This window comes from Rhodobacter ferrooxidans (genome assembly GCF_000176015.1).
GTDB classification, from domain to species: domain Bacteria; phylum Pseudomonadota; class Alphaproteobacteria; order Rhodobacterales; family Rhodobacteraceae; genus Pseudorhodobacter_B; species Pseudorhodobacter_B ferrooxidans.
Window position 1 is genome coordinate 17,736 of record NZ_ACYY01000012.1, and the last position, 21,023, is coordinate 38,758.

A 21,023-nucleotide genomic window follows, 5' to 3' on the forward strand; every position below is an offset into this window, starting at 1 on the left:
AACTTAGCGATGAACCATCAGGGCGGCGACTACAAAAATTCGCCTTTTCGCCAGTGTCGATAAAAAGGGGGCTCACGCCCCCTTCTCGAACTTCAGGACCGGGATGCCCAGCTTCTTGGCCTTGTCGGCGAGGTTTTCCTGAATGCCATTGCCCGGGAAGACGAGGACACCCACAGGCAGCACGTCCAGTATGGCGTCGTTGCGCTTGAAGGGTGCGGCCTTGGCGTGTTTGGTCCAATCTGGCTTGAAGGCTACTTGCGTGACCTTGCGGGCTTCGGCCCATTTGGCGGCGATAAGTTCGGCCCCCTTGGGACTGCCACCGTGCAGAAGGACCATGTCGGGATACTTGGCCTGGACCTGATCGAGCTTGCCCCAGATCAGGCGGTGATCGTTGAAGTCGGTCCCACCGGTGAGGGCGATCTTGGTGCCTTGGGGGAGCATCACTTCGGTTTCCGAGCGGCGCTTGGCGGACAGGAAGTCGCGGCTGTCGATCAACGCTGCGGTCAGGTGCTTGTGGTTCACCATTGAGCCAGAGCGGGGCCGCCAGGTCGAACCGGTATGAAGCTCGAACGCCTCGGCGCTGCGGTCGCGGAAGGCTTCAAGACAATGCCGCCGTTCCACGAGGCTGGTGCCTTCGGCCGTCAAGCGCTCGAGCTCAGTCGATTTCACCTCAGAGCCGTCTTGTTCACGCTGCAGGCGGTGCTGCGCCACTTCGTTGTCATCGAGCAAGCGTTCGGTGCGGGCGGCGGCGCGGTGGAAGAGGTTGACTTGGCCCCAGAGCAATTCTTCGAGGTCCGGTTCCATCCGGGTGTCGCCAAGGGTTGCGACGAGGGCATCGAAGATATCGCTGACCGCGTCGATGAGGCGCTCGGGTTCCGGCATCGGGCGCAGATCGATCTCGTCCTGGAAGGCACGGGTGCCGTAGAGCTGAAGCTCCTGAAGCGCCCAGGCGGTCTGGGAAAGGGCGGGGCTGCGGTCGAAATCTTCGCTCTGGAATTGGGTCGTCATGGTCTTTTGCCTCCGGCTGCTCGGGCCCGCGCGACATCCCGCGCGGCCTTCATGGGCTGCGAAAGCTGTCACTGGGGACGCCGCTTCACCCCCTCTTTGGGGCCGGAACGCATGTGGAGGAGGACGGTGGGCGGCTGATTTGTCTCGCGATGCAAAGGCGGGGCTCGTCCCCGCCGGCGGAAATCAGTTGCCCTCCGTCCTTGAAGGGGCGGCCCCTTTGACGGCCGCCTGCCCATCTCTTGAAGGACGTGCGGGTGTCGGGTGGGTTCGAAAGCCGGGATGCGGGGAAAAGACGCGACCCGGTTACTCTAGCGATCCTTGACCCCTGCCCCGCTTCCTGACTGGCTTTGCGCTTTGATAGCTCAGATCGTCAGCCGATGCTGATCCTTGAGGTCGATCTGCTGTGCCAGATGCAGGCGCAGCGCCACAACGCCGTGGGCACGGAGATCATCGTTGAAATCCCCAAGCCGCGGCTCCAGCACCCGTACGGCAATCCCGGCCTCGGTTGCTCTGGCGGTCAACCTCTCCGCCGCACGCTGCCCCGCCGGATCGCGGTCGATGGCGATGTAGAGGCGCTGCAACCCTGCGGGCAACAGGACAGCCCCGAGGTGAGACGACGAGAGCGCCGACCAGACCGGCAAGGAAGGTACAGCCTCGCGCACGGAAAGCATGGTCTCGATGCCTTCGCCCAACACGAGGGTTTGATCTGCGGGCACGATCCTGACGGCATTGCCCAGAAGGTGACCCATTGCCCGACGGGGGATCTCGACAGCCGCCTTGTCCCGACCGTCAGGCGCCAACCAAGTGCGATGCACACCCTGCAAGACCCCTGCCAGATCGGTGACCGCCGCGATCATCGCAGGTCTGGGCACAGGCTTGGTCTGACCCTCATCCCGATGCCAGCATTTCGGGTGGAAGCGTAGAGTTGAACTCGGCACCGCCTGAGTGATGCCCCGGGCACGCAGGTAGGTTTCTGCCTGAGAGCCCGCCAAAGACAGCGAGGCTGCAAACAAGCGCGATGCTGCTGCCGGCGTGCCCGAGGGGGATTTTCGGCTGCGCGGGGAATCGGCATCAGGGAGAACCGGCTGCGGACGGCCTAAATGCACCCGGGCCTCAGCTAGAAGATCGGGAAAGCGGGTGATGCCCGTGCGTTCGCGAATGATGTCGAGGAGATCGCCATGTTCCGAAGTGGCTGAATCGGTCCATTTGCCCCGGGCACCCGGCCCCGACGTGGGACCGGTCAACCTTACAAACAGCGATCTCCCTGGATTGTTCTGCAAATCGCCGACCATCCAGTAAGAGCCTTCCCGCCTTCCGGCGGGAAGATAATGGCGGCAAACGCTTTCGGCATTTTGCGAGAGGTCTCGCAGTATCTCTTCTGTTTCCAATGACATGGCACACACGATTAACAACCTTTGCGTGCATGTAGACCTTGGATGGGGAAACGTGCAAGCAGGTGGTCGAGCACGGAGATCCCACTAGCATCGGCGGGACAGAACAGCCGCAGCTTCCAGCTGATGATTTCCGAGAAGAAGCCATCGGCTTTGAGGCGGTCTTTTTGCGCTTCCGTGAACCCGGACAGCTCTATCCGGTTCACACCCATGACGCGGGACCGGTGCAACTCCATCGCTTCGGCGAGCCGCACCACGGTCTTGCCCTCCAGAATGAGGGCATGCACCTGCGCCGCAGTCAGTTTCGGCGCGTCAGCGGCCAGCGTGGTCGCGACCCAGGCGGGCGAGACACGGCGGCCGATGATGCGTTGGCCGTCATCGATCTGGAGGCGGTAAACACGGGTTTCGTCCTGCGGCAGCTGCTTCCAGATTGGCAACAGAAGCCCCGCGACGATGTGCAGTGAGGATTCCGAGAACTCCGGCACCTCAGCCAGTTCCGCGGTCCAGGCGGCGACAAAGGCCGCGCGATCAGCCTCCAGCCAATGGGTGTCCTCCATCATCTTGACCGGGAGCGTGTGGGTTTCCGTTGGCCGGATCAGCCGCAGGCGCGGCTCGATAGTGCCGTCGTCCAGCATCAGGCTGGTCGCGGGCAATTGCACCGCGGCGCGACCCGAGCGGCTGTTGACCAGAAGCCGCGCCTTGGGGTCCTCGAGCCAGTCCAGCGCATCAGCCAAGGAGACCGGTGCATTACGGATCTTCTGCGCTATGGTCAGCAGCTGGGTTTCTGCCCCGGAACCGGGATGGGTGTAGATCACCCGAGCATCCGTGATACGGAAGCTCTCGGCGCGCAGGGTTTCCAGCCCGAGGTCATAGATCCCGGCGGCGATGGCGCCTTCGATGCGCTGCGCCAAAAGCTCCTCGAAGGCAGTAAACAGGATGCCCTGCATCGCAATCGTCAGCGCCAGCAGGCGATTGAGGAAAGTCGTGATGGGAGGCAGATCGTCCTTCAGACCGTTGTCATCTGTGAGGCTAAGGCCGGTCGCATCCTCGAAGGCCCCGAGCGAGCAACCCGGCACGTCACCGCGATAGAGTTTGCGGTAAAGCTGACGCAAGGAATCACGGGCGTAAGTCGACTCGAGGTTATCCTCGGGTCGGAACAGCCCCTGCCCACCGGTTTGGCGTTGGCCGCGTGTGATCGCCCCGAGAGTGTCGAGACGGCGCGCGATGGTGCTGAGAAACCGCTTTTCTGCCTTCACATCCGTGGCGATGGGTCGGAACAGCGGCGGCTGCGCCTGATTGGTGCGGTTGGTGCGCCCGAGACCTTGGATGGCCGCATCCGCCTTCCAACCGGGTTCCAGCAGATAATGGACGCGCAGGCGCTGGTTCCTGGCGCCGAGGTCGGCGTGATAGCTGCGCCCCGTGCCGCCCGCATCCGAGAAGATCAGGATGCGCTTTTGGTCGTCCATGAAGGCGGCGGTTTCCGCGAGGTTGGCAGATCCGGCGCGGCTTTCCACGACCAGTCTTGCCGCAGGATCTTCACCCTTGCGGATGATGCGGCGCGAGCGGCCCGTGACCTCGGCCACCAGATCGGTGCCAAAGCGCTGCACGATCTGATCCAACGCGCCAGGCACGGGCGGCAGCGAGGCCAGATGCTCGATCAGCGCATCGCGGCGGCGCACGGCTTCGCGGCATTCCACCGGCTGGCCATCGCGCGTGACGGGCCGGGAGGAGAGGTTGCCTTCGCTATCGGTGAAGGGCTCGTAGAGTTGCACCGGGAAGGAGTACTGCAAATAATCCAGGCAGCTCTCTCTTGGCGTGATGTCCACCCGCACATCGTTCCACTCATCCGTAGGGATGTCCGACAGGCGGCGTTCCATCAGCGCCTCGCCGGTGGAAACGATCTGGATGACGGCCGCATGGCCTGCGGCCAGGTCGGCGTCGATGGCGGCGATCAGGGTGGGGGTTTTCATCGAGGTGAGCAGATGGCCGAAGAAGCGCTGCTTGGCGCTCTCGAAGGCCGAGCGGGCGGCGGACTTGGCCTCGCGGTTCAGCGTGCCGCTGTCGCCCGTGATGTTGGCCGCCTCCATCGCCGCCGCAAGGTTGTTGTGGATGATGGCAAAGGCCCCGGCATAGGCATCATAGATGCTTCGCTGCTCGGGACTGAGCGCATGAACCAGCATCTCGTATTCGACACCGTCATAGGACAGCGACCGGGCGGTGTAGAGGCCAAGCGACCGCAGGTCGCGGGCGAGGACTTCCATCGCGGCGACCCCTCCCGCCTCGATGGCCTGGACGAACTCCGCACGGGTTGCGAACGGGAAATCTTCGCCGCCCCAGAGGCCGAGCCGCTGCGCATAGGCGAGGTTGTGAACTGAAGTCGCCCCGGTGGCCGAGACATAGACGATGCGGGCACTGGGCAGTTTATGCTGCAGGCGCAGGCCAGCCCTGCCCTGCTGCGACGCTTCGGTATCGCCACGTTCGCCCTTCGATCCGGCGGCATTCGCCATGGCATGGCTTTCGTCAAAGAGGATCACCCCGTCGAAATCCGCTCCGAGCCAATCGACGATCTGGTCGACGCGGGATTTCTTGGCCCCACGTTCTTCCGAGCGAAGTGTTGCGTAGGTGGTGAAGAGGATGCCCTCAGAAAGCGGGATGTCGCGGCCTTGCGCGAAACGCGACAGTGGCGTGACCAGCAGCCGCTCCTGACCGAGAGCTGACCAATCGCGCTGCGCATCCTCCAAGAGCTTGTCGCTTTTCGATATCCAGAGCGCCTTGCGCCGTCCTTGTGCCCAGTTGTCGAGCAGGATCCCGGCCGACTGGCGGCCCTTGCCTGCGCCCGTGCCATCGCCCAGGAAAAACCCGCGCCGGAAACGGACAACATCACTGGCGCCGTCAGGTGCCGCCGAGACAAGATCACCGGTTTCATCGACGTTCCAGGATCCTGCGAGATGGCCGGTATGGGCTTCGCCCGCGTAGATCACTGTCTCGAGCTGCGCGTCGGAGAGAAGGCCATCGCGCAACACGGCAGCGGGCAACTTCGGGCGGTAGCTGGGTTTTGGGGGCGCGACCGAGGCCATGGCCGCCGATTGCACCAGCTTGGTCGGATGCGGTTCCGCCCCGGGGATGTTGATGGCCTGCAGGCGGAAGGTCTCGTAAATCGCATCCGAGAGGCGCGCGGTATCATCGTTCTCGCGCACCTCGCGCAGGGTGTAGGCGAGATCTTCGGCCTCGATCTTAGCGATGGCTTGCGCGGGTTGGGCCGCAGAAGTCGCGCGAGATATGCCGATGGCCTTGCGCGTGGAGGGCGCAGAGTTTCCCGGGAAGAGGGAAGATCGGCTCTGACTTGCTTTTGCCACGTGTTCCAATTCGAGACGCGGCGGAACTTCGGCGGTGATCCGGGCTAGGAGATGCGCTGCATCCGGAGAGGCCAGCTGGCGCAGGTCAGCCGTGACACCACCCATTTCGCCACCACGGCATTTGTCGATGACCGAAATCCGGGTCTCGAAAGTGGTGCCATGCTTGGCGAAGGCGGCTCCCGACACAGCGCCGGTGAAGACCAGATGCGCGGACTCGGTCAGGCGGTCGAAAGTCTCGGCCCATGCCGGAGCGTCGGGCGCGAAATTCGCACCCGTGATGGCGACCAGCCGCCCACCAGGGGCCAGCCGGGCAAGCGCCGAGCGCAGATGCCGGGCCGTCGCCTCGGTCGTCCGACCATCGACGTTGGCCATGGCCGAGAATGGCGGGTTCATCAGGATGACGCTCGGGCGAACGCCCGCGTCGAGATGATCGTCAATCTGCGCGGCGTCAAAGCGAGTGACCGGGCAGCCCGGGAACAGCAAGCGCAGAAGGTCGGCGCGGGTGTCTGCCAACTCGTTCAGCGCGAGGCTGCCGCCCGCAATCTCGGCGAGGATCGCCAGAAGCCCGGTCCCGGCCGAAGGCTCGAGGACCAGGTCGCGCGGCGTGGTATGTGCGGCGGCCAGAGCTGCAAGGCCCATAGGCAGCGGCGTTGAGAATTGCTGAAAGCGCTCCATCTCCTCCGAGCGCCGGGTGTGCGTGGGCAAGAGGCCCGCCACCTTGACGAGGATCGGCAGCAACGCTGCAGGCGAGCCAGCCCGTGCCAGCAGCGCGCGGCCGAATTTGCGCAAGAAGAGGATCAGCGCCACCTCGCCAGCCTCATAGGCGAGCTTCCAGTCCCAGGCGCCGGTCGCATCAGAGCCGCCAAAGGCGCGCTCCATTTCAACGCGCAGGCGCAGCGCGTCGATCTGGAAACCCTGCGCCAGATCGGGCTGCAGCGCCGCGGCCACGCTCAAGATCGCGGCGGCCGTATCGAGGGACGGGATGGGGATAACAGGCGCAAGCGCGCGCTCGGTCGCAAAAGGGGCGAGATGGGTCATCGGAAACTCCGGACTGAGGGACAGGATCAGGCCCGGACACCCTCTTTCGGGCACCCTCAGGCCTGACCCTCCCCGGCCCCCCTCTTCCTCTCGAACTCCATGATCTGCGCAGGTGGCTTGCTTTTGTTCATGTTATGTTCTATATTGGAGGCCAAGCTAGGAAGGGAGATCCCCGATGGAGAGCACCACTTACGCCTTGCCCGCGACGCCCAAGCAGATCGCCTATGCGCGCTCTCTGGCCCTGCGCAACCAGACGCTTTTGCCGTGGGAGGTTCAGCAAGACCTGCGTGCGCTCAGCGCCTGGATCGACGTGCAGGCCAGGCTGAAGCCGGGCACACAGGACAGCCGCCCGACATCAAAGCAGGTCGCCTTCGCCGAACGTCTCGCCCGCATCAAACGCCGCGCCGTGCCGGATGAGTGTTTCCGCGACAAAGGGCTGATGTCGAAGTGGATCGACGGGAACAGGTGATCCCGGTACCGGCTGGTGATGCCCCATACCGCTGTCCGGGCCTCTCGCAATCATTCGGAGCTTTTGCCACAGTGTAGTTTGGCAAAACGAGCGTAGTTGCCAAGCTATAGTGTTGCGGACTGGTTCTTCAGAACTTCAACCTCGGTCGAACTTCTGTCCGAGCCGCGCCAGCTCTGTGAGCGCCGCTTCCTTCTTCTGCACGTCGTCCTCTTCAGCGATGAGCTTGCGAACAGTACTGACGGACATGAACATTCTCAGCGGATTAGAAACCAAAGATTGGAACCCGTAGCTTTCGTAAAGCGCCTTGCGGCGCGCGACGCGATCTGGATCGCCGCAGTCGAGCACATCAAGCATGACGACCGCGACGCCAATCGCGTCAGCGGCAACGGCAATCCGCCGGAGGGCGTCGACAAGCAGATCGCCGCCAAACCCACCGCCGCTGAACTTCTGGTCCCGCCCGATCATGGAGATGTAGGCGGCAGGAATGTTGCCATGCGAAGGCCGGGTCCGTGCAAACTTTACAGGAAGATCCGTAAACTGAACCGCGTGCGCATTCAGAGCATAGAAGCCGATGACCGTGCCGTCTCGGTCAACCATCACATAGAGGCGGACGTTATCTGCCTTGGCGAGCTTGTTCGCGGTCTTCTGAAAATAGTTGTCGACCTGTTCGACGCCGCAAGAAAAAGCCGCCCGATCATGTTTCTCTGGATCGAACGGCTCGATGATGTAAGTGGCCGGTTCAGATGTCGCCATTTACTGCGACACAACCGTTTTGCCATGCCGACGGAAGGCCGAACGTAGGGCGTCAGTCGGTACCGCCGGGGTATCAAGCGCTGCGAAGAACGCCTCATGATCGACCGGCTGCAGTACCGTCCGTTCATGCGCTGCGATCGTTGCCAGCGCTGCCTGGTAAGCGGCATTCATCGTGAAGACGGAATCGTCGACGCCAGAAAGCGCCGCCGCCTGCTGGATCGCAGTCTTGATGCGCGGCTTCGTCCGGAAATTCATCCGGGCCTCGTTACGCTCATCGATCGCGCGCGTGGTGTCGTGGAAACCAAGCATGGTCGCCTCCTGTTTCGCTATCCATCATGTACGCCATCTTGACGTACATCGCAAGCGTTCGGTCGTGAAAGTTCTTCGAGAGTATCGTGCTCACCCGAACCGCCGCCCTCCTTCCGTGAAGGTGTATTCGTTCACGATGATGCCGTCTTCGATGGTTTCGTCAGACGTCAGGTGGTCGTATTCGGTCTGAAGCTGGCGGTAGAGCCAACGGGCGAGATCGCGGATCGCCTCAACCACGGTCTCCTCGGCATCCGCGGTGGGCGGTTGCCAGCTTGGGCTGTCGCGGGTGACGTCCACAGACATGGTGTATTCGTGATAATAGCGGCCGCGGTGGCTGATCGCGGCGGCAAGCTGGTAGAAGTTGCGCCGCTGTATGGCCTGAAGCCGGTCGGCGATGCTGTGCAGAGTCGCGTCCTGGGGAACATAGTCCCGGATACGCGCGGCCGCACCCTTGGCGTGGCTGAGGTAGCCCTCCAGACAAGCCCCATCCCCCTGGCTCCAGAACCCTGAAAACCAGATGCAGGGCTCGGACCGCGTCCCGCCGCCCATCAGCCGGACGGAGGTGGTTTTGAGCCGGATGCCGAGAATTTCGCAGATGCGTTCAAAATCCTCGTAGACCGTGTCCCACCAGTCATCGTGGGGGCCAAGCTCGCGATACCAGCTGCGCGCCCTTTCCTTGGCCGCATCCGAGAGTTCGGAGAACTGGTAAACGGTGGTGCAGATGACGTCAGGCATGGGCGTCCTCCCCGTTCAGCGCAGCGGCGAGCCATTCTTGGCTGCTGGTCCAGCCGACGGATTTGCGGGCACCGAGGTCGATGACATGCGCGCCGCCACCGAAAGCGTCGATGCGGGGTCGGGAACAGGTCAGCGAATACTGGAACCCCCAGAGGCCGGTGAGGTCGAGTGCGTCCGCGAGGCGCAGCACGAAGCTGATGACAGCCTCGACATCGCCGTGCTCGTCGTCATGGATCCAAAGTGTGCTGCCCTCAGGTGCGTCCTGGCGCGAGAGTGTGAGTCCTGCGAATTCCGGCTCGTCGGCTTCCTGCTCCGCGGCGCGGAGATCCTGAAACAGCGCAAGCGCGCGGGCAGCCTTGTCGGCCGTGCCGACGTCGATGATGCATGAGAAATGGGTGAAGTAATCCGCCATGGGGACCTCCTGAAATTGAGAAGCCCGGCCAAGGGGCCGGGCACTGGATTGGGATGAAGGGATGAGGCAGAGCGATCAGCCGGATGGCGGATCGCCTGCGGCTTGACGTGCCGCGTGCGCGCAGGGCATCTGCCGGTAAAAGCGTTTGCGTGCCGTTCGGAAGCTGCGCACGGCGCGCGTATCGGGATGTAGAGCCCGGACCGCCGCACGCAGGACAGTGAAGGGCGACGCCGTCAGCGGCAGGCGGAGGCGCAGATAGGCTGGATCGGTCATGTCAGCTGACCTCGACCACGGGCGAGGCGAGATGCGGATCGACGAGCGCCTCGATCCGCTCGGCCCGGCCCATCCAGGGCTCGGGGCGGATCACTTTCACCCAATCCGCAAAGCTGGGGATGAAGCCGAGGTCCTCCTTCACATGCTGCTCGCCAACCCAACGGGTCGGGATGATGCGCCCTGTCGAGAGCGTGAGCGTCGGGCCAAAAATCGTCTCGGCCATGAATATGCCTCGGCATGGTGGCGCAGCGCCCGGTGCCGGAAGTCTGCAGTTATGGATTTTGATGCATCGAACCAGGCATGAACTACGATGAAGTCGTCAACCGTGCCGCCCCATTTCTTCACCGAGGAAAGGGCGTGGTGGTAGGGATGTGCCATCGCCGCCCCCTTCAAAAATCGTGGGTTAAGAGTTCGGACGAGGTGAAGCGCTCGTTGAACTCGAGATGGATGCAGCGGGCGGAAGCGTCGAAGCAGAACTCGCCGTAGGCGCCGTCGTTGTTTTCCCAACCGCCATGGGTGTCGGAGAGGAAGTCGTAAGCCAGCTGCTCGACGACATCCTCCAGCGACAGGCTGCGCATCTCGACCTCAGGATCATCCCAGGTCAGCGCGGCATAGGGGATTTCGCTCAATGGGAAGTCGACGGCGGTCTCGCCCGACCAGGCGCCGATGCTTTCGATCTGGCCGCTGTCACCGGCACCGTCGAAGGTTACGGTGACATGGGTGATGCCGGCGGCCATGAGGCCATCGAAGAGGCGATCCTTGTTGCCCGGGCGCAGGGCGAGGGTACGGGCAGTGCGTTCGGCATGTGCGGCGAAGATTGACCCCATATCGACGGTGGAGGGCGGCATCGGCGGTGCGAGGGTGGGTTCAGTCAGGTTCATCGGGAAACTCCGGTAAAGGGAAAGGGGCGGAGCTGGGCCGGGTGATCACTCTCCCCCCGGCAAAGCTCCAAATCCCCCCTGCCCTTCTCTGTCTCTCGGGGCTCAGGCCGCGACCTGAAGCGCCCGGGTGGCAAAGGCGCGCCAGAGCGAATCGACGAGCCGCGCATCCAGCAGATCGGCACGGTGCCGCAGCCTCTCAGCCAGATCAGGCTCGCCCCATGCGGCAGCGCGGCTCGCCTGCCCGCGAAGCTGGCTCGCTTCGGTCACGACGCACCGCGCCTCGGTTGCACTGGCCACCGGATGGCACCAGGCGACGGCCCCGTCGCTGGCGGCCCCGGCCAGCACAAGCTGTTCGTCGCGATCAAGGATCGCCAGAAGCTGGAACGCGGCATCCGCGGCCATCGCCTCGGCATGATTGATCGCGCCCTCCATGGCCTCTGCCAGCGTCGCGAAACGCGCGAGAACCAGTGGGGTGGCCCGGCCCGACATATTATCCGCAGGCGTCCGGTGCGATAGGGTCAAGGCGAAGGGATGGTTGGGATCAGCGTCGCCAATCGCAAAGACCGGCGCAAACCTCGCCGGGCAAGTGGTCGAGTGGATAGGCAGAGACAGGTCGAACATCGGGAATATCTCCGACGGCGCAGGGAGCCGCTCTCCCCGCCTCATCCGTCAAAGACTAAACCGCCGCCCTCTTCCTCGGAGGGGACGGACGGCACCAACCAGTTATCTTGCCGATGGCAAATCACTCCATCGGACACGCAAGTATCGACCCTGCCGTTTTGGCAACGCCTTTCGGTCGATCATTCGACCCGATACTTGAAAATCCCCGTTGATCTTGACCACAAGTAACCTGTTGAAATTTCCTGCAGTGTCGACCACCACCACGTCTTTGGTCTTGAACGGCGTAATAGTTTTCACCTCGACATGGTCGTTGCCAAGTCTTCCGTCCGCGCCTTGGGCGTAGGTCTTGTTCAACCTGATTCCGTAAGTAATCGCACCGAAAAGTTCGCCGATATCGCCATAGACGGCGAGATGAAGGCCAGTCTCCGCGTGGTAGCTTTCCGCAAGTGATATGAGGTTTTCAAAGTAGGGTATCATTGACCGAATGGCGTTGGGGTACTTTGCCCCCCACTCCTTGTAGCGAAGCTGCTCGTCAATTTCCGACCAGGTAACCCATTCGCCATCATCATAAAACGCGCGATCTGACCAATCAGTATCATCCATCTATGCTCGCCCAACTTGAAGTTTTGCAAGTGGATAGCAATCCATTTTGGCAATAAAGAGGCCGGAGGCACCAGAGCCTCCGGCCCTGCGGTCAGCCGACCCGGTCTAGGAGCTTCTTGGCACGCCCTTCCATATCGAGGCGGGCATCCTGCTGCGTCTTATCGCGCGCAAGCCGCGTGATGCCCTGGACGAAGTCGAAGATACTTTCGGGCGGGCGGCCCTCTTCCATCAGCACCTTCTCGATGATCTTGCCGGACTCGGCCTTCGAGAAGCCGCGTTTCCTCAGGAAGTCATCGCGGTCTTCATCCGTGCGCGCGACGATCTGCTGCCGCGCAGCCTTGATGCCGTTCACGAAGCCCTGCGGCGAAGAGTTGGCAAACCGTGTCAGCGCCGGGGCCGCCTCGTGGGCGAAGCGGGAGGCGGCGTATTTCGAGTGGCGGATCGTGATCTCCTGGAAATCTTCGACGCCCCAGAGGTTGCGGTTCTGGCAAACCGCCCGCAGGTAGAAGCTTGCCATGCCAAGGGTCTTCGCCCCGACCTCGGAATTCCAGCAATAAAAGCCCCGGAAGTAGAGATCGGGGGAGCCATCGGGCAGCTTGCCTGCTTCGATCGGGTTGCGATCATCGACCAGGAACAGGAAGACATCGCGGTCCGAGGCATAAAGCGTGGTTGTGTCACGGCTGATTTCGACATCGGGGTTGTAGACCCCGGTCGACCAGTCGAGCACCCCCGGCACCTTCCAGCGCGTGTCGCCCGTGCCATTGCCCGCGATGCGCTGCACCGCCTCGACCAACTCGTGGTCATGGATACGGCCATAGTCCGGGCCGGTCACGGCGCGCAATTCGGTGCGACCATCTTCGGTCTCGAAGGTCTTCACCTGCTCGGCGCGATGGTTGGTCAGACCGTATTGCAGGTTGATCCCCGCCAGCGGCGCAGGCAGCTGCCGCAGGTAGGATGCCGGGGCGCCTACGATGCTGGCAAGCTGGCCGAAGGCCCAGTGCGTGGGCGCGACAGGTTCATGCGCTTTCGGCAGGACCAGGTGCAGCCGCTCGGGGTTGTCACGCGCGGCCTCGACGCGGATATCCGCCGTCTGCACCACCCGGCTACGGCTGCGCTCAGATCGGCCCTTCACCGATGCCCATAGATCATCGAGCGACAGATACCGCTCGTCATCAGGCCGATTGAACCATTCGGACGATACCCGCCCGTTCCGTTCACCCCGGCTTACATCCACCTTCCAGCCACCAGCCCGCGTCGGTGCGACCGGATCCAGAACTTCCACAACGCCCATCGGCAATCTCCCTCGACAGGAGCCGGGAGCCACTCTCCCAACCCTCAACCTGTCACTGGAAACTCATCCAAACTCGAACTCTAAAGCCCAGCCAGACAAGTGGGCCGGACGGTCTGCCTTTGGGCCACAAGTGGTCAGCCGTTTGAAGCATTTGTGGGGCTTGCACCCTCGCCGATGAATATCCAATTCGAAGCAATCGGACGGCTTAGCCAAGGCAGATTGATGATCGACGTATTGACAAAGTTCTTTGAAAGCTACCCGAGGAGTTTCCTAGACACGAACGGCCCTTTCGAGGGCGGGATCTCGCCCGAACTAATGTCCCGGATGCTGGATTTTCGCGACAGGCAGCTGCACATTCTGTCCTATGCGCAGCACTATCGGATCGACCAAGAGACGGTCCAAATGTTGACCGACCTCGCCTACGGAACGAAGCCCGCTGGCCGTGAGGAAATCTACCGGGAAGCCCAGTTTCCCTTTCCTGCATTACTTGTCGAGTGCCCGGACACGACCGGTGAAGGGTCTTACGTTGCCCTGACGACGGTAGTGGACGATTGCATGTACACCCAACGCATGCTCGTTTCCGCCAATGGGATTGTCCCAAGTCTGCTGGTTCTAAAGTCCTCAGGCCTAAAGGGCGAACTGATCTGGACACCAACCTATGAGGCGGCGATGTTGGGGCCAAAGAATCCGGATGGTGACGCCGCCGTTAAAGCCGAAAGTGAGGTCTGCAGCCACTTCGTCGCGATCGTGGCCACGATGTGTTCGATGCTCAAATACAAGGGCATGATCGAAACCGATGAAGTCCAGGCGTTCAGTCGACCTGAGCGTCGGCGAGCCGAAAAGGCCGGGAAGCCGCTTCTGGACACGCTTGTGACGCGTGTTCGACTTGGTTCCGCCGGCAAGGTCCAGCTGAAGGCAACGCAAGTAGAGAAGGATCTGGATGAACCTTCGGAAAAAAGGCGCGCGCACTGGGTAGCGGGCCACTACATGCGGCACATCGCGAGGCCTGAGAAGGTCTTCCGCATGCCGCATGTCCGTGGCGCAGGTCCCGTGATCCCGCAAACGCGCCGAGTTGAATTGCCACATGTCGCAGATCGACTGGCAACGAAGGAGCGGCTTGCGACCACGGGTGAGGGCGAATAGCCAACGCCTACAGCGGGCGCCAGTGTCCGCGTGCCTCCAAATTATTGTCGGGGCCTGCAGATTAGTACCAGACCACTAAAATGAATGATGAGAGGCATTTGGACACCGTGGAACTCAAATATCCGATCAACCTGATGGGGGCAGAAGGCGGCGGAGAAAAGGGCGATGTCGTGACACGTGACGGTGAATTTCTTGGAGCATGGTCCTTCGAGAAGAACGAAGCCGAGGAGACGGGCATTTTTCATTTTACCGCTGACGGTGAAGTGGAACCGACGTTCTCCGAGAGCGTCCCGGTCTTGACGAGCGGAATGCTCACAGGTCTGGCGATGAGCAATTTGTGCCGATCCATACGAGACTGGCACGACGGGCAATCCTAGTTTGCGCCTCGGCGTCATGCACTATTGGGCAAGCCCGGCGGGTTTCCCCGCCGGGCCCTGGGGAGACCCCGTTCTTTTCAGAACGGGATCTCGTCGTCGCGGTCGACCAGCTCGGGGTTTTCGTTTTCGGCCGACTTCGGGCGGCTCAGGAAATCGACCTTCTCGGCGATGATCTCGCAGCCGTAGCGATCAACGCCGGTTGCGTCGGTCCACTTTGTGTAGTGGATACGGCCGTGGACCATGACCTTCATGCCCTTTTCGCAGTGCTCAGCGACGGTTTTGCCGAGACCGTTGAAGCAAGTGATGCGGTGCCATTCGGTGTCCATGGCCCGGTAGCCGTTTTCGTCGCGGATCGCACGGCCTTCTGAAAGGCGCGGCCGCGAGGTGGCCAGGGTGAAGTTGGTGATCTTCGTGCCGCCCTGCGTGGCGCGGACTTCGGGCTTCTGACCGATGTTGCCGGCGAGGATGACGATGTTCTGCATTTTGTAGCTCCTGTTTTTCCTGTCCCTGGGACCGTCCCTTCGACAAGACCCGAAAGAAGCCTGTCGGGTGAGGCGTGCACGGCTGGGCCATCAAAACAGACGGAAACCCCCAAAGGTCCGGGGTGGAGCGGGCAGGTGCCGCGTTTCCAAAGAAACGCTAGCCAACACGGCCCGGACTGACGCGGGGTTGCGCGCATGAGGCCGAACAGGCTTAGGGGATTGTCAGTCGAAGGGATGGCGCCGGGGACAGGAGAGATCGGGGGCTCTTGCAGAACATGTCTTCCCTCGCCCTGCTAAGACGGCAAACCCAAAGTCCTTAGCCCCATAGCGGCTGATCACCTCAGGGCCCCTTCGCTTGCCATTCGCGAACCAGCCCGATCGGCGTTGCGTGCCCGCGCCGTGACGGTTATCCCAAGGACATCATTTTGGACATGAGGCACCCATGGCCGAATTCGACGTTGAGACGCTGTCGCTCAAAGAGCTCAAAAGCCTGCAGAGGGATCTGGCCAAGGCCATTTCCACATTTGAGGACCGGCAGAAAAGCGATGCCCGCAGCAAGCTCGAGGTCCTTGCCAAAGAGATGGGCTATTCTCTTGCCGACCTGATTGGCACCGAGGTAAAACCCAGCCGTGCGCCCGCCGCCGCGAAGTACCGCCACCCAGAAAACGCGGCTCTCACTTGGTCAGGCCAGGGGCGCAAACCGCTGTGGTTTGTCGCAGCTCTAGAAGCAGGCAAATCGCCCGAGGACCTGGCAGTCAACTGACCATCTGTGCGTGACCGAGCAGTAGGACGTTCGTGTTATAGAAATCCACTTTTGTGAACATGTCGCCTCGGTCATGTTTACAAAACGTGGTTCTCCATACATTAGAAAGCCCCCTGCCCTATCTGCTTCAGTTTCTTGCCACCGCCTTCTTTGGATTTCGGAATGCCGACAAGACGTCGGCGCAGTGGGCCTGTCAGGCTCTTGAGGGAAGACAGGCGAAAGGCCCGGAGGCGCGTTCGCGCCGTGCCCGGGCCTTCTTGGCGACCGTGGGCATTACGCCCACGGGTCGATTTCTGCAATCAGGGAGACCTCGTCACCGTCGATTTCATCGGCGGGGACGGCACCAAAGGTTCCATCCCCGGCCTGAAAGACGACGATCGAAACCATGAGCGTGGCGGCGAGAGAGGCGGCGAAGGCGTGAGCATCTTTGCGGGACATCTGTTTTGGCTCCTGCTGGGAGGCGAGGGACCATCCCCCGCGCTGACAGGAACCCGCAGGCCCAAAGACCGGCTGACATCACCGGGTGCGTTCGGCTTGCCCGAATCCACACGGCGGCACGGGCTTGCCCCGTAGTCCGAGCCCTTGTGGCTTGATCTCGAAGACTGGATTTGGGCCAAGGAAGGGACTGGCAAGCGGGGGATGGTACTTTGACACAAGGAGCCGAATTGTCCCGCCGATGCTCACCCCGCCAGCCTTTCAGACATGCTCTTAGTTGACCGAGGCCTTACTGGGGATGGAGCCTTTGGTGCCCCGCGCAGATGCACGGGACAGGTTGGTGCTGGATGAGAGGCCCGCGTGCGGCGGGGCCCCTTGGTCTATGAGAAGGCTCAGGCGGCGATACCCGCCTCCCCTGCCCCGTCGGCTTCGTCGCCAACGACTTGCAGCCGCGCGTTGCGATAGCCTTCCTTTGCAATCCAAAGCTCTGCCGCCGTGACGGACGACGCCAGATGCAAAAGCTCGGTGCTGCCCCCGAAATCCAAGAGCACGCGGACCTGCCCCACCTTGGGCTCATCGATGACTTCGAAGACCAACCGGCTATCCGCCGAATGGCTGCGCATGATGGTAACGAGGATGACCCCGTCCGAGGAGAAGTTCCCCTCATGCAGCGTGAAGGACGCCGGAGCCGTCCAGGTTGGATAAGGCCGCGGCGGTTCCTTCTTTACCAGACGGCCAACACCGTTGGACCTTTCCCAGGCTGCCAACTTTTTGGTGAAGCGTGCTGGCGGCTTTGGACTGCCGTCGGTGTAACGAATGAGCGCGCCCAAAGGCGTTTGGTCGATGATTGTGTTTGCGGACATGATTCCTCATCTTGAATGCGAGCATTCGCACTCATCATATTGATATTATTGTTTTTTGTGGTGGTTGAGGGCGGGTTTCCCCGCCCTCGGGGGCTCAGATCACTCCGCAGCCATCAGCGCCGTGCTTTCCACGGGCAAATCGGCCATCAGGAAGGCGGGCAAGTCGATCTCAGCGTCAATGTCAGCAGCGCCCAAGGGTTCTTCGCTCAAAGCCCCCTGCCCTTCTGCAGCGACATCACCGTCCAGAGCGGCAAGATCACTGCGCCGCAGAACCTCCGGCAACCAACCGCTCCCCTTGAGCAAGCGCTCGGCTTCCGTCGCCATCTCGCCCTTCTTCAAATGATCGAGCAACTGTGCGGTGCCCTCCCCCTTCGCCTCACGCACGGCCTCGAGAATGCGCGCCTTGGGAACCCGGTTTAGATAGGTGTCCGCCGTCGGCTCCCATCCTGCCGCGACCAAATCGAGATCGACAGCTTGGGCCACGAGGTCGGACTGCGCTATACGGCGGGCCAACCCGCTGGTGGAGATGCCCGCGCCATAGGGGTTCACCTTCTCATGCAGCGCGTTGATCCCGAAGCTCAGGCAATGCGCCAGCAGAGCCAGACGGCTGGCCTGATCGAAGGCCGAGAGATAGTCCCAAAGCACGGCATCGTCGCCAAGCGGCAGATCGGCCTCCCAGGCAGCATGACGATCGTCCACGGCCTTGGCCACCGGACTGTCCTTCAGATCAGGCGCCTGAGCCGACATGTAGACGGTGCGCACAGACGCCTCGAGGCAACTGCCCGAAGCGCCTGAGCTGCGGAAGGTGTCATTGACCAGCTTCATCAGCAGCAGCGTCAAGGCGACGTCGGGCGAACGCCCAATCGCCTCGCGCAAGGCGAGGGTGCGATGCGCGGTCAGCTCCATGACCAGACGCTCCGGCAAAGGCTTCAATGCGCCATCATCTTCGTCGTATGGAAGACCGGCACTGAACGGCTGGCCCCCGGAAGTGATGACGGTGGCCGCAGACGGACCAGCGGACAGCTGATGGGCCGAGACGTCACCATCAGTCCCCTGCCCTTCCTTGTCCAGTTCATCGCCGAAGTTGGCCACGGTCTCTTCGCGAGGCTCATCCTCCGGCCGGACATAGCCGCGATAGACAGCCAGGCCAACATCCCGATCCAGCGTCACGAAGACGCCAGCGCGACCAACCTCGGCCGCATCGAAGATCAGCGGACGCTGATCAAAGGCTTCCATCGCCGATTCCAGCTCGCCGAGCCGGGTGTCGATCTCCTCGGGGTATTCGTCTTGGCCAGAGTATTCCTGTTCCAGTGCACGATACTTGGCGAGCAGCTTGGCATGCTCTGCAGCTTCATCAGCGCTGAGCGGCGATGGATCGCCAGCCAGCCGCCGCAGACCGTAGCTATAGCCATAGGGCAGCTCAGTTGACACCTCGATCCACTTCCAACCCTCAGCGGCGATTGCTTGAGCCTCGGCTTGCAGTTTGTCCGCGACCAAACGGTCGAGCAGGGCAGGGTCCTCCAACCAGCCACCATCATCGCCTTGGAAGAGATCGCGCAGGACAACGCCACCCGCTGTCTCATAGGCATCAACACCGACAAACACCGCGCGCCGATCCGAGGCCCGCACAGAGGTTTCGGTCAACATGCGCCGGATCGAATAGGGCTCTTTGTTCCAGGAGTTCTTCACCGCATCCCAAACCTGCGCCTGGCGCACGTGATCGGGGTTCACCGTGAAGGCCATCAGCTGTTCCAGCGTCATGCTATCCTCGGCGTAGACGTCCAAAAGGGCAGGGGCCACAGACGCGAGCTTCAACCGCTGTTTCACGATCTGCGGCGTCACGAAGAAGGCCGCCGCGATCGCCTCCTCGCCCTGACCCTTCTCCCGCAAAGCAACAAAGGCGCGGAACTGATCGAGCGGATGCAAGGCAACGCGCTGCATGTTCTCAGCTAAGGAGTCGTCCTCGGCCAGAATATCTGATGTCGCATCACGCAACACGCAAGGCACAGGCGCTGTCTTTGCCAAACGCTTCTGCTTCACTAGCAGTGACAGGGCCTGAAAGCGGCGACCGCCAGCCGGGATCTCGAACTTGCCGGTCTCGACGCCATCGGCATCCAACACAGGCCGCACGCTCAGGCCTTGCAACAGGCCACGACGTGCGATGTCCTCGGCCAACTCCTCCACCGACACACCGGCCTTGATGCGCCGGACGTTGGACTGGCTCAGCACCAGCTTATCAAAGGGGATATCCCGTGAGGACGACAGGGTGATCTTCTGGGCAGCTTGGGCCATCAGGTCTTCTCCACGACGGGCGCCGGGAGCCACTCTCCCGATCTCACTTCCCGCCACCGTCAAACCAACCATTCTCTCACTTTCGTACTGGACATAGGTGGCAACGACAGCGCCCCAGACCGGCAGGCCGGCGCGCTTTAGGTTGGTAATTTATGTACCAACGCAAAGTTGGCCATGGCCAACTCTTGTCTTGGTGCAACCGGCTAGGATCCTCGATAGGTAGCTATCGGGGCTTTTGACCTGGTCGATCTTGCAGGCCATTTGATCTGCCAGCTGAATCGCTTCTGCCAGGCCAAGCAAAGACACCGCCCTACCCAACAGAGCGCTGTCTATTCTCAGCATCTTACCAAATTCAAATAGCAGCTGTAGTAGGCCGTGTTCTGTGGTGGGGTGGTCTGGATAAAAGGCCGGGATTTCGGTCAAGCAAGCCCACAGCTCTGTCATCGAGCGCGGTAAGGTTTTTTTTGTATATGATTTTTGAGTCTCTTTGTGCCGGACATTTTGTCCGTCTGAGGCGGTCGGTTTGTTTGAGTTAGAAGACGGTGCTTGTTCTTGGCGTTGTTCGTGTTCTGGATTGTTGGCCGTGGCCAACTCTTCGAGATTCGGTATGCTTGGAGTGACTACCTTACTCTGCAGGATGCATTTAAGTCTGCTGATGACGCTGCTTGCCTGAAGTACAGTTACTCCGGTTCGACGCATAAAGTTGCGGGCAGCTTCGACGAACTCTAGGGCCTCGCCTTGCAGGCAAAGGGAGAGGCATTCACCGCGCAGTTTCTGGATGTAGGCTTTCATGCCTCGCAGTTCGTCGGCTTCCTGACGATGTTTCTGAGACATTGCAAGGATTTCGCCAGACCGTACGAGCAGGGGCGACAGGTCGATGCCAAACGCGCCGATGACTTTACCGTTGCGCATAATTGGGAATCGTTTGCCGTTGGAGCTGTCACGCCGTTGGATCAGATTCGCAGCTTCAAGTTTCTCAAGGTGCCGCCGAAGTTGCCTGTCCGTTATGCCTTTCGCGCGAAAACATAAAGTGTCGTTGCAAGCGAACACGGTCAGCAGGGTGAGTGGCGTGATTGGGCTGTCATTCCCGGTTTTCGGATCGTTGCAGGGAAGGCAGCTCAAGAGTGCGTCAAGCACAACGACTGAAGGCGGCCGCAGGCCCAGTGCGCGACTTGTGGTGTTGACCGCCGCCATAAGCGCGCGCCGCGTTACAGGTACGAAGTGTGGCTGTTGTTCGATCGTGCCAATACCGGCGAAAGAATCGAAGATTGAAGGCGCACAACTCAACTGTGCCTCGACCTCGATGGTCGTGACTGCTTCTTGTTCCATCTGTTTTCAGACAGCAAAAGGATACCGGTCACCGAAATCGGTGTTGCAGTGATTCGATTTTTTGGGTACCAATAGATTGCGAGTAAATCGGGACCCTCTGGAGTGCTTCACCGCCTTCGGGGGGTTTCTTTTTGCGCTACGTCTGCCTCCTTTTTGATTGTTTCTTGCCTGTTTGATCAGGGTTGACCATGGCCAACCC

Annotated in this window: 20 protein-coding genes and 1 pseudogene; 4 read left to right on the plus strand and 17 right to left on the minus strand. The window is 61.5% G+C overall.

What is annotated here, in order from left to right:
- Positions 1-72 precede the first annotated feature (72 nt).
- From RSW2DRAFT_RS09915 to RSW2DRAFT_RS09925, 3 genes are all read right to left on the minus strand, one after another.
- The gene (locus tag RSW2DRAFT_RS09915; RefSeq protein WP_008030512.1) at positions 73-1,008 is read right to left on the minus strand and encodes a DUF2493 domain-containing protein; all 936 of its coding nucleotides are present in this window, start codon (positions 1,006-1,008) and stop codon (positions 73-75) included.
- A 362-nt stretch (positions 1,009-1,370) separates the two neighbouring features.
- A complete protein-coding gene (locus RSW2DRAFT_RS09920) occupies positions 1,371-2,402 on the minus strand; it encodes a DUF7146 domain-containing protein (RefSeq protein ID WP_040671975.1) in 1,032 nt (343 codons plus the stop codon).
- Positions 2,403-2,413: 11 nt separating this feature from the next.
- Positions 2,414-6,793: a strawberry notch family protein gene (locus RSW2DRAFT_RS09925; RefSeq protein ID WP_008030515.1), complete on the minus strand. Its 4,380-nt coding sequence runs from the start codon at positions 6,791-6,793 to the stop codon at positions 2,414-2,416.
- Between the two features lie 175 nt (positions 6,794-6,968).
- Between RSW2DRAFT_RS09925 and RSW2DRAFT_RS09930 the strand changes: the two genes are divergently transcribed.
- A complete protein-coding gene (locus RSW2DRAFT_RS09930) occupies positions 6,969-7,262 on the plus strand; it encodes a hypothetical protein (protein WP_008030517.1) in 294 nt (97 codons plus the stop codon).
- 135 nt (positions 7,263-7,397) lie between these two features.
- On the opposite strand, the gene RSW2DRAFT_RS09935 is transcribed toward RSW2DRAFT_RS09930, so the two are convergent.
- The 9 genes and pseudogenes from RSW2DRAFT_RS09935 to RSW2DRAFT_RS09975 form a co-directional block, all read right to left on the minus strand.
- Positions 7,398-8,015, minus strand: coding sequence for a hypothetical protein (locus tag RSW2DRAFT_RS09935; RefSeq protein ID WP_008030520.1), 618 nt, complete (start codon positions 8,013-8,015; stop codon positions 7,398-7,400).
- On the minus strand, positions 8,016-8,324 hold the full coding sequence (locus tag RSW2DRAFT_RS09940; protein ID WP_008030522.1) for a type II toxin-antitoxin system TacA family antitoxin: 309 nt from the start codon (positions 8,322-8,324) through the stop codon (positions 8,016-8,018).
- 90 nt (positions 8,325-8,414) lie between these two features.
- Positions 8,415-9,059, minus strand: a complete 645-nt coding sequence (locus tag RSW2DRAFT_RS09945) for a hypothetical protein (protein ID WP_008030524.1) — start codon at positions 9,057-9,059, stop codon at positions 8,415-8,417.
- Positions 9,052-9,471, minus strand: a complete 420-nt coding sequence (locus tag RSW2DRAFT_RS09950) for a hypothetical protein (RefSeq protein ID WP_008030526.1) — start codon at positions 9,469-9,471, stop codon at positions 9,052-9,054. Before RSW2DRAFT_RS09950 ends, RSW2DRAFT_RS09945 begins: the two co-directional genes overlap by 8 nt.
- A 274-nt stretch (positions 9,472-9,745) precedes the next feature.
- Positions 9,746-10,122, minus strand: a pseudogene (locus RSW2DRAFT_RS17950) (DUF6915 family protein).
- An 11-nt stretch (positions 10,123-10,133) separates the two neighbouring features.
- On the minus strand, positions 10,134-10,625 hold the full coding sequence (locus RSW2DRAFT_RS09960; protein ID WP_008030534.1) for a DUF6878 family protein: 492 nt from the start codon (positions 10,623-10,625) through the stop codon (positions 10,134-10,136).
- Positions 10,626-10,727: 102 nt separating this feature from the next.
- On the minus strand, positions 10,728-11,246 hold the full coding sequence (locus RSW2DRAFT_RS09965) for a hypothetical protein (protein WP_008030536.1): 519 nt from the start codon (positions 11,244-11,246) through the stop codon (positions 10,728-10,730).
- Between the two features lie 102 nt (positions 11,247-11,348).
- A complete protein-coding gene (locus RSW2DRAFT_RS09970; RefSeq protein ID WP_008030539.1) occupies positions 11,349-11,849 on the minus strand; it encodes a hypothetical protein in 501 nt (166 codons plus the stop codon).
- Between the two features lie 91 nt (positions 11,850-11,940).
- A complete protein-coding gene (locus tag RSW2DRAFT_RS09975) occupies positions 11,941-13,140 on the minus strand; it encodes a hypothetical protein (RefSeq protein WP_008030541.1) in 1,200 nt (399 codons plus the stop codon).
- A gap of 222 nt (positions 13,141-13,362) precedes the next feature.
- Between RSW2DRAFT_RS09975 and RSW2DRAFT_RS09980 the strand changes: the two genes are divergently transcribed.
- A complete protein-coding gene (locus RSW2DRAFT_RS09980) occupies positions 13,363-14,283 on the plus strand; it encodes a hypothetical protein (protein ID WP_008030542.1) in 921 nt (306 codons plus the stop codon).
- Between the two features lie 98 nt (positions 14,284-14,381).
- The gene (locus RSW2DRAFT_RS09985) at positions 14,382-14,660 is read left to right on the plus strand and encodes a hypothetical protein (RefSeq protein ID WP_156790691.1); all 279 of its coding nucleotides are present in this window, start codon (positions 14,382-14,384) and stop codon (positions 14,658-14,660) included.
- Between the two features lie 77 nt (positions 14,661-14,737).
- Here RSW2DRAFT_RS09985 and RSW2DRAFT_RS09990 read toward each other — a convergent pair whose 3' ends face one another.
- On the minus strand, positions 14,738-15,142 hold the full coding sequence (locus RSW2DRAFT_RS09990) for a single-stranded DNA-binding protein (protein WP_008030546.1): 405 nt from the start codon (positions 15,140-15,142) through the stop codon (positions 14,738-14,740).
- Positions 15,143-15,584: 442 nt separating this feature from the next.
- On the opposite strand from RSW2DRAFT_RS09990, the gene RSW2DRAFT_RS09995 reads away from it, so the two are divergent.
- Positions 15,585-15,905, plus strand: coding sequence for an H-NS histone family protein (locus RSW2DRAFT_RS09995; RefSeq protein WP_008030548.1), 321 nt, complete (start codon positions 15,585-15,587; stop codon positions 15,903-15,905).
- 273 nt (positions 15,906-16,178) lie between these two features.
- Here the strand turns inward: RSW2DRAFT_RS09995 and RSW2DRAFT_RS18305 are convergent, their stop codons facing one another.
- The 4 genes from RSW2DRAFT_RS18305 to RSW2DRAFT_RS10010 form a co-directional block, all read right to left on the minus strand.
- Positions 16,179-16,343 (minus strand): hypothetical protein, encoded by a 165-nt coding sequence (locus tag RSW2DRAFT_RS18305; RefSeq protein WP_008030551.1) that lies wholly within the window; start codon positions 16,341-16,343, stop codon positions 16,179-16,181.
- 389 nt (positions 16,344-16,732) lie between these two features.
- Positions 16,733-17,203 carry a hypothetical protein gene (locus RSW2DRAFT_RS10000; protein WP_008030553.1) on the minus strand — a complete coding sequence of 157 codons (471 nt, stop codon included), beginning with the start codon at positions 17,201-17,203 and terminating at the stop codon, positions 16,733-16,735.
- 99 nt (positions 17,204-17,302) lie between these two features.
- Positions 17,303-19,495 (minus strand): ParB/RepB/Spo0J family partition protein, encoded by a 2,193-nt coding sequence (locus tag RSW2DRAFT_RS10005; protein ID WP_008030555.1) that lies wholly within the window; start codon positions 19,493-19,495, stop codon positions 17,303-17,305.
- 150 nt (positions 19,496-19,645) lie between these two features.
- Positions 19,646-20,824, minus strand: coding sequence for a helix-turn-helix domain-containing protein (locus tag RSW2DRAFT_RS10010; protein WP_050786799.1), 1,179 nt, complete (start codon positions 20,822-20,824; stop codon positions 19,646-19,648).
- Between the last annotated feature and the right edge of the window lie 199 nt (positions 20,825-21,023).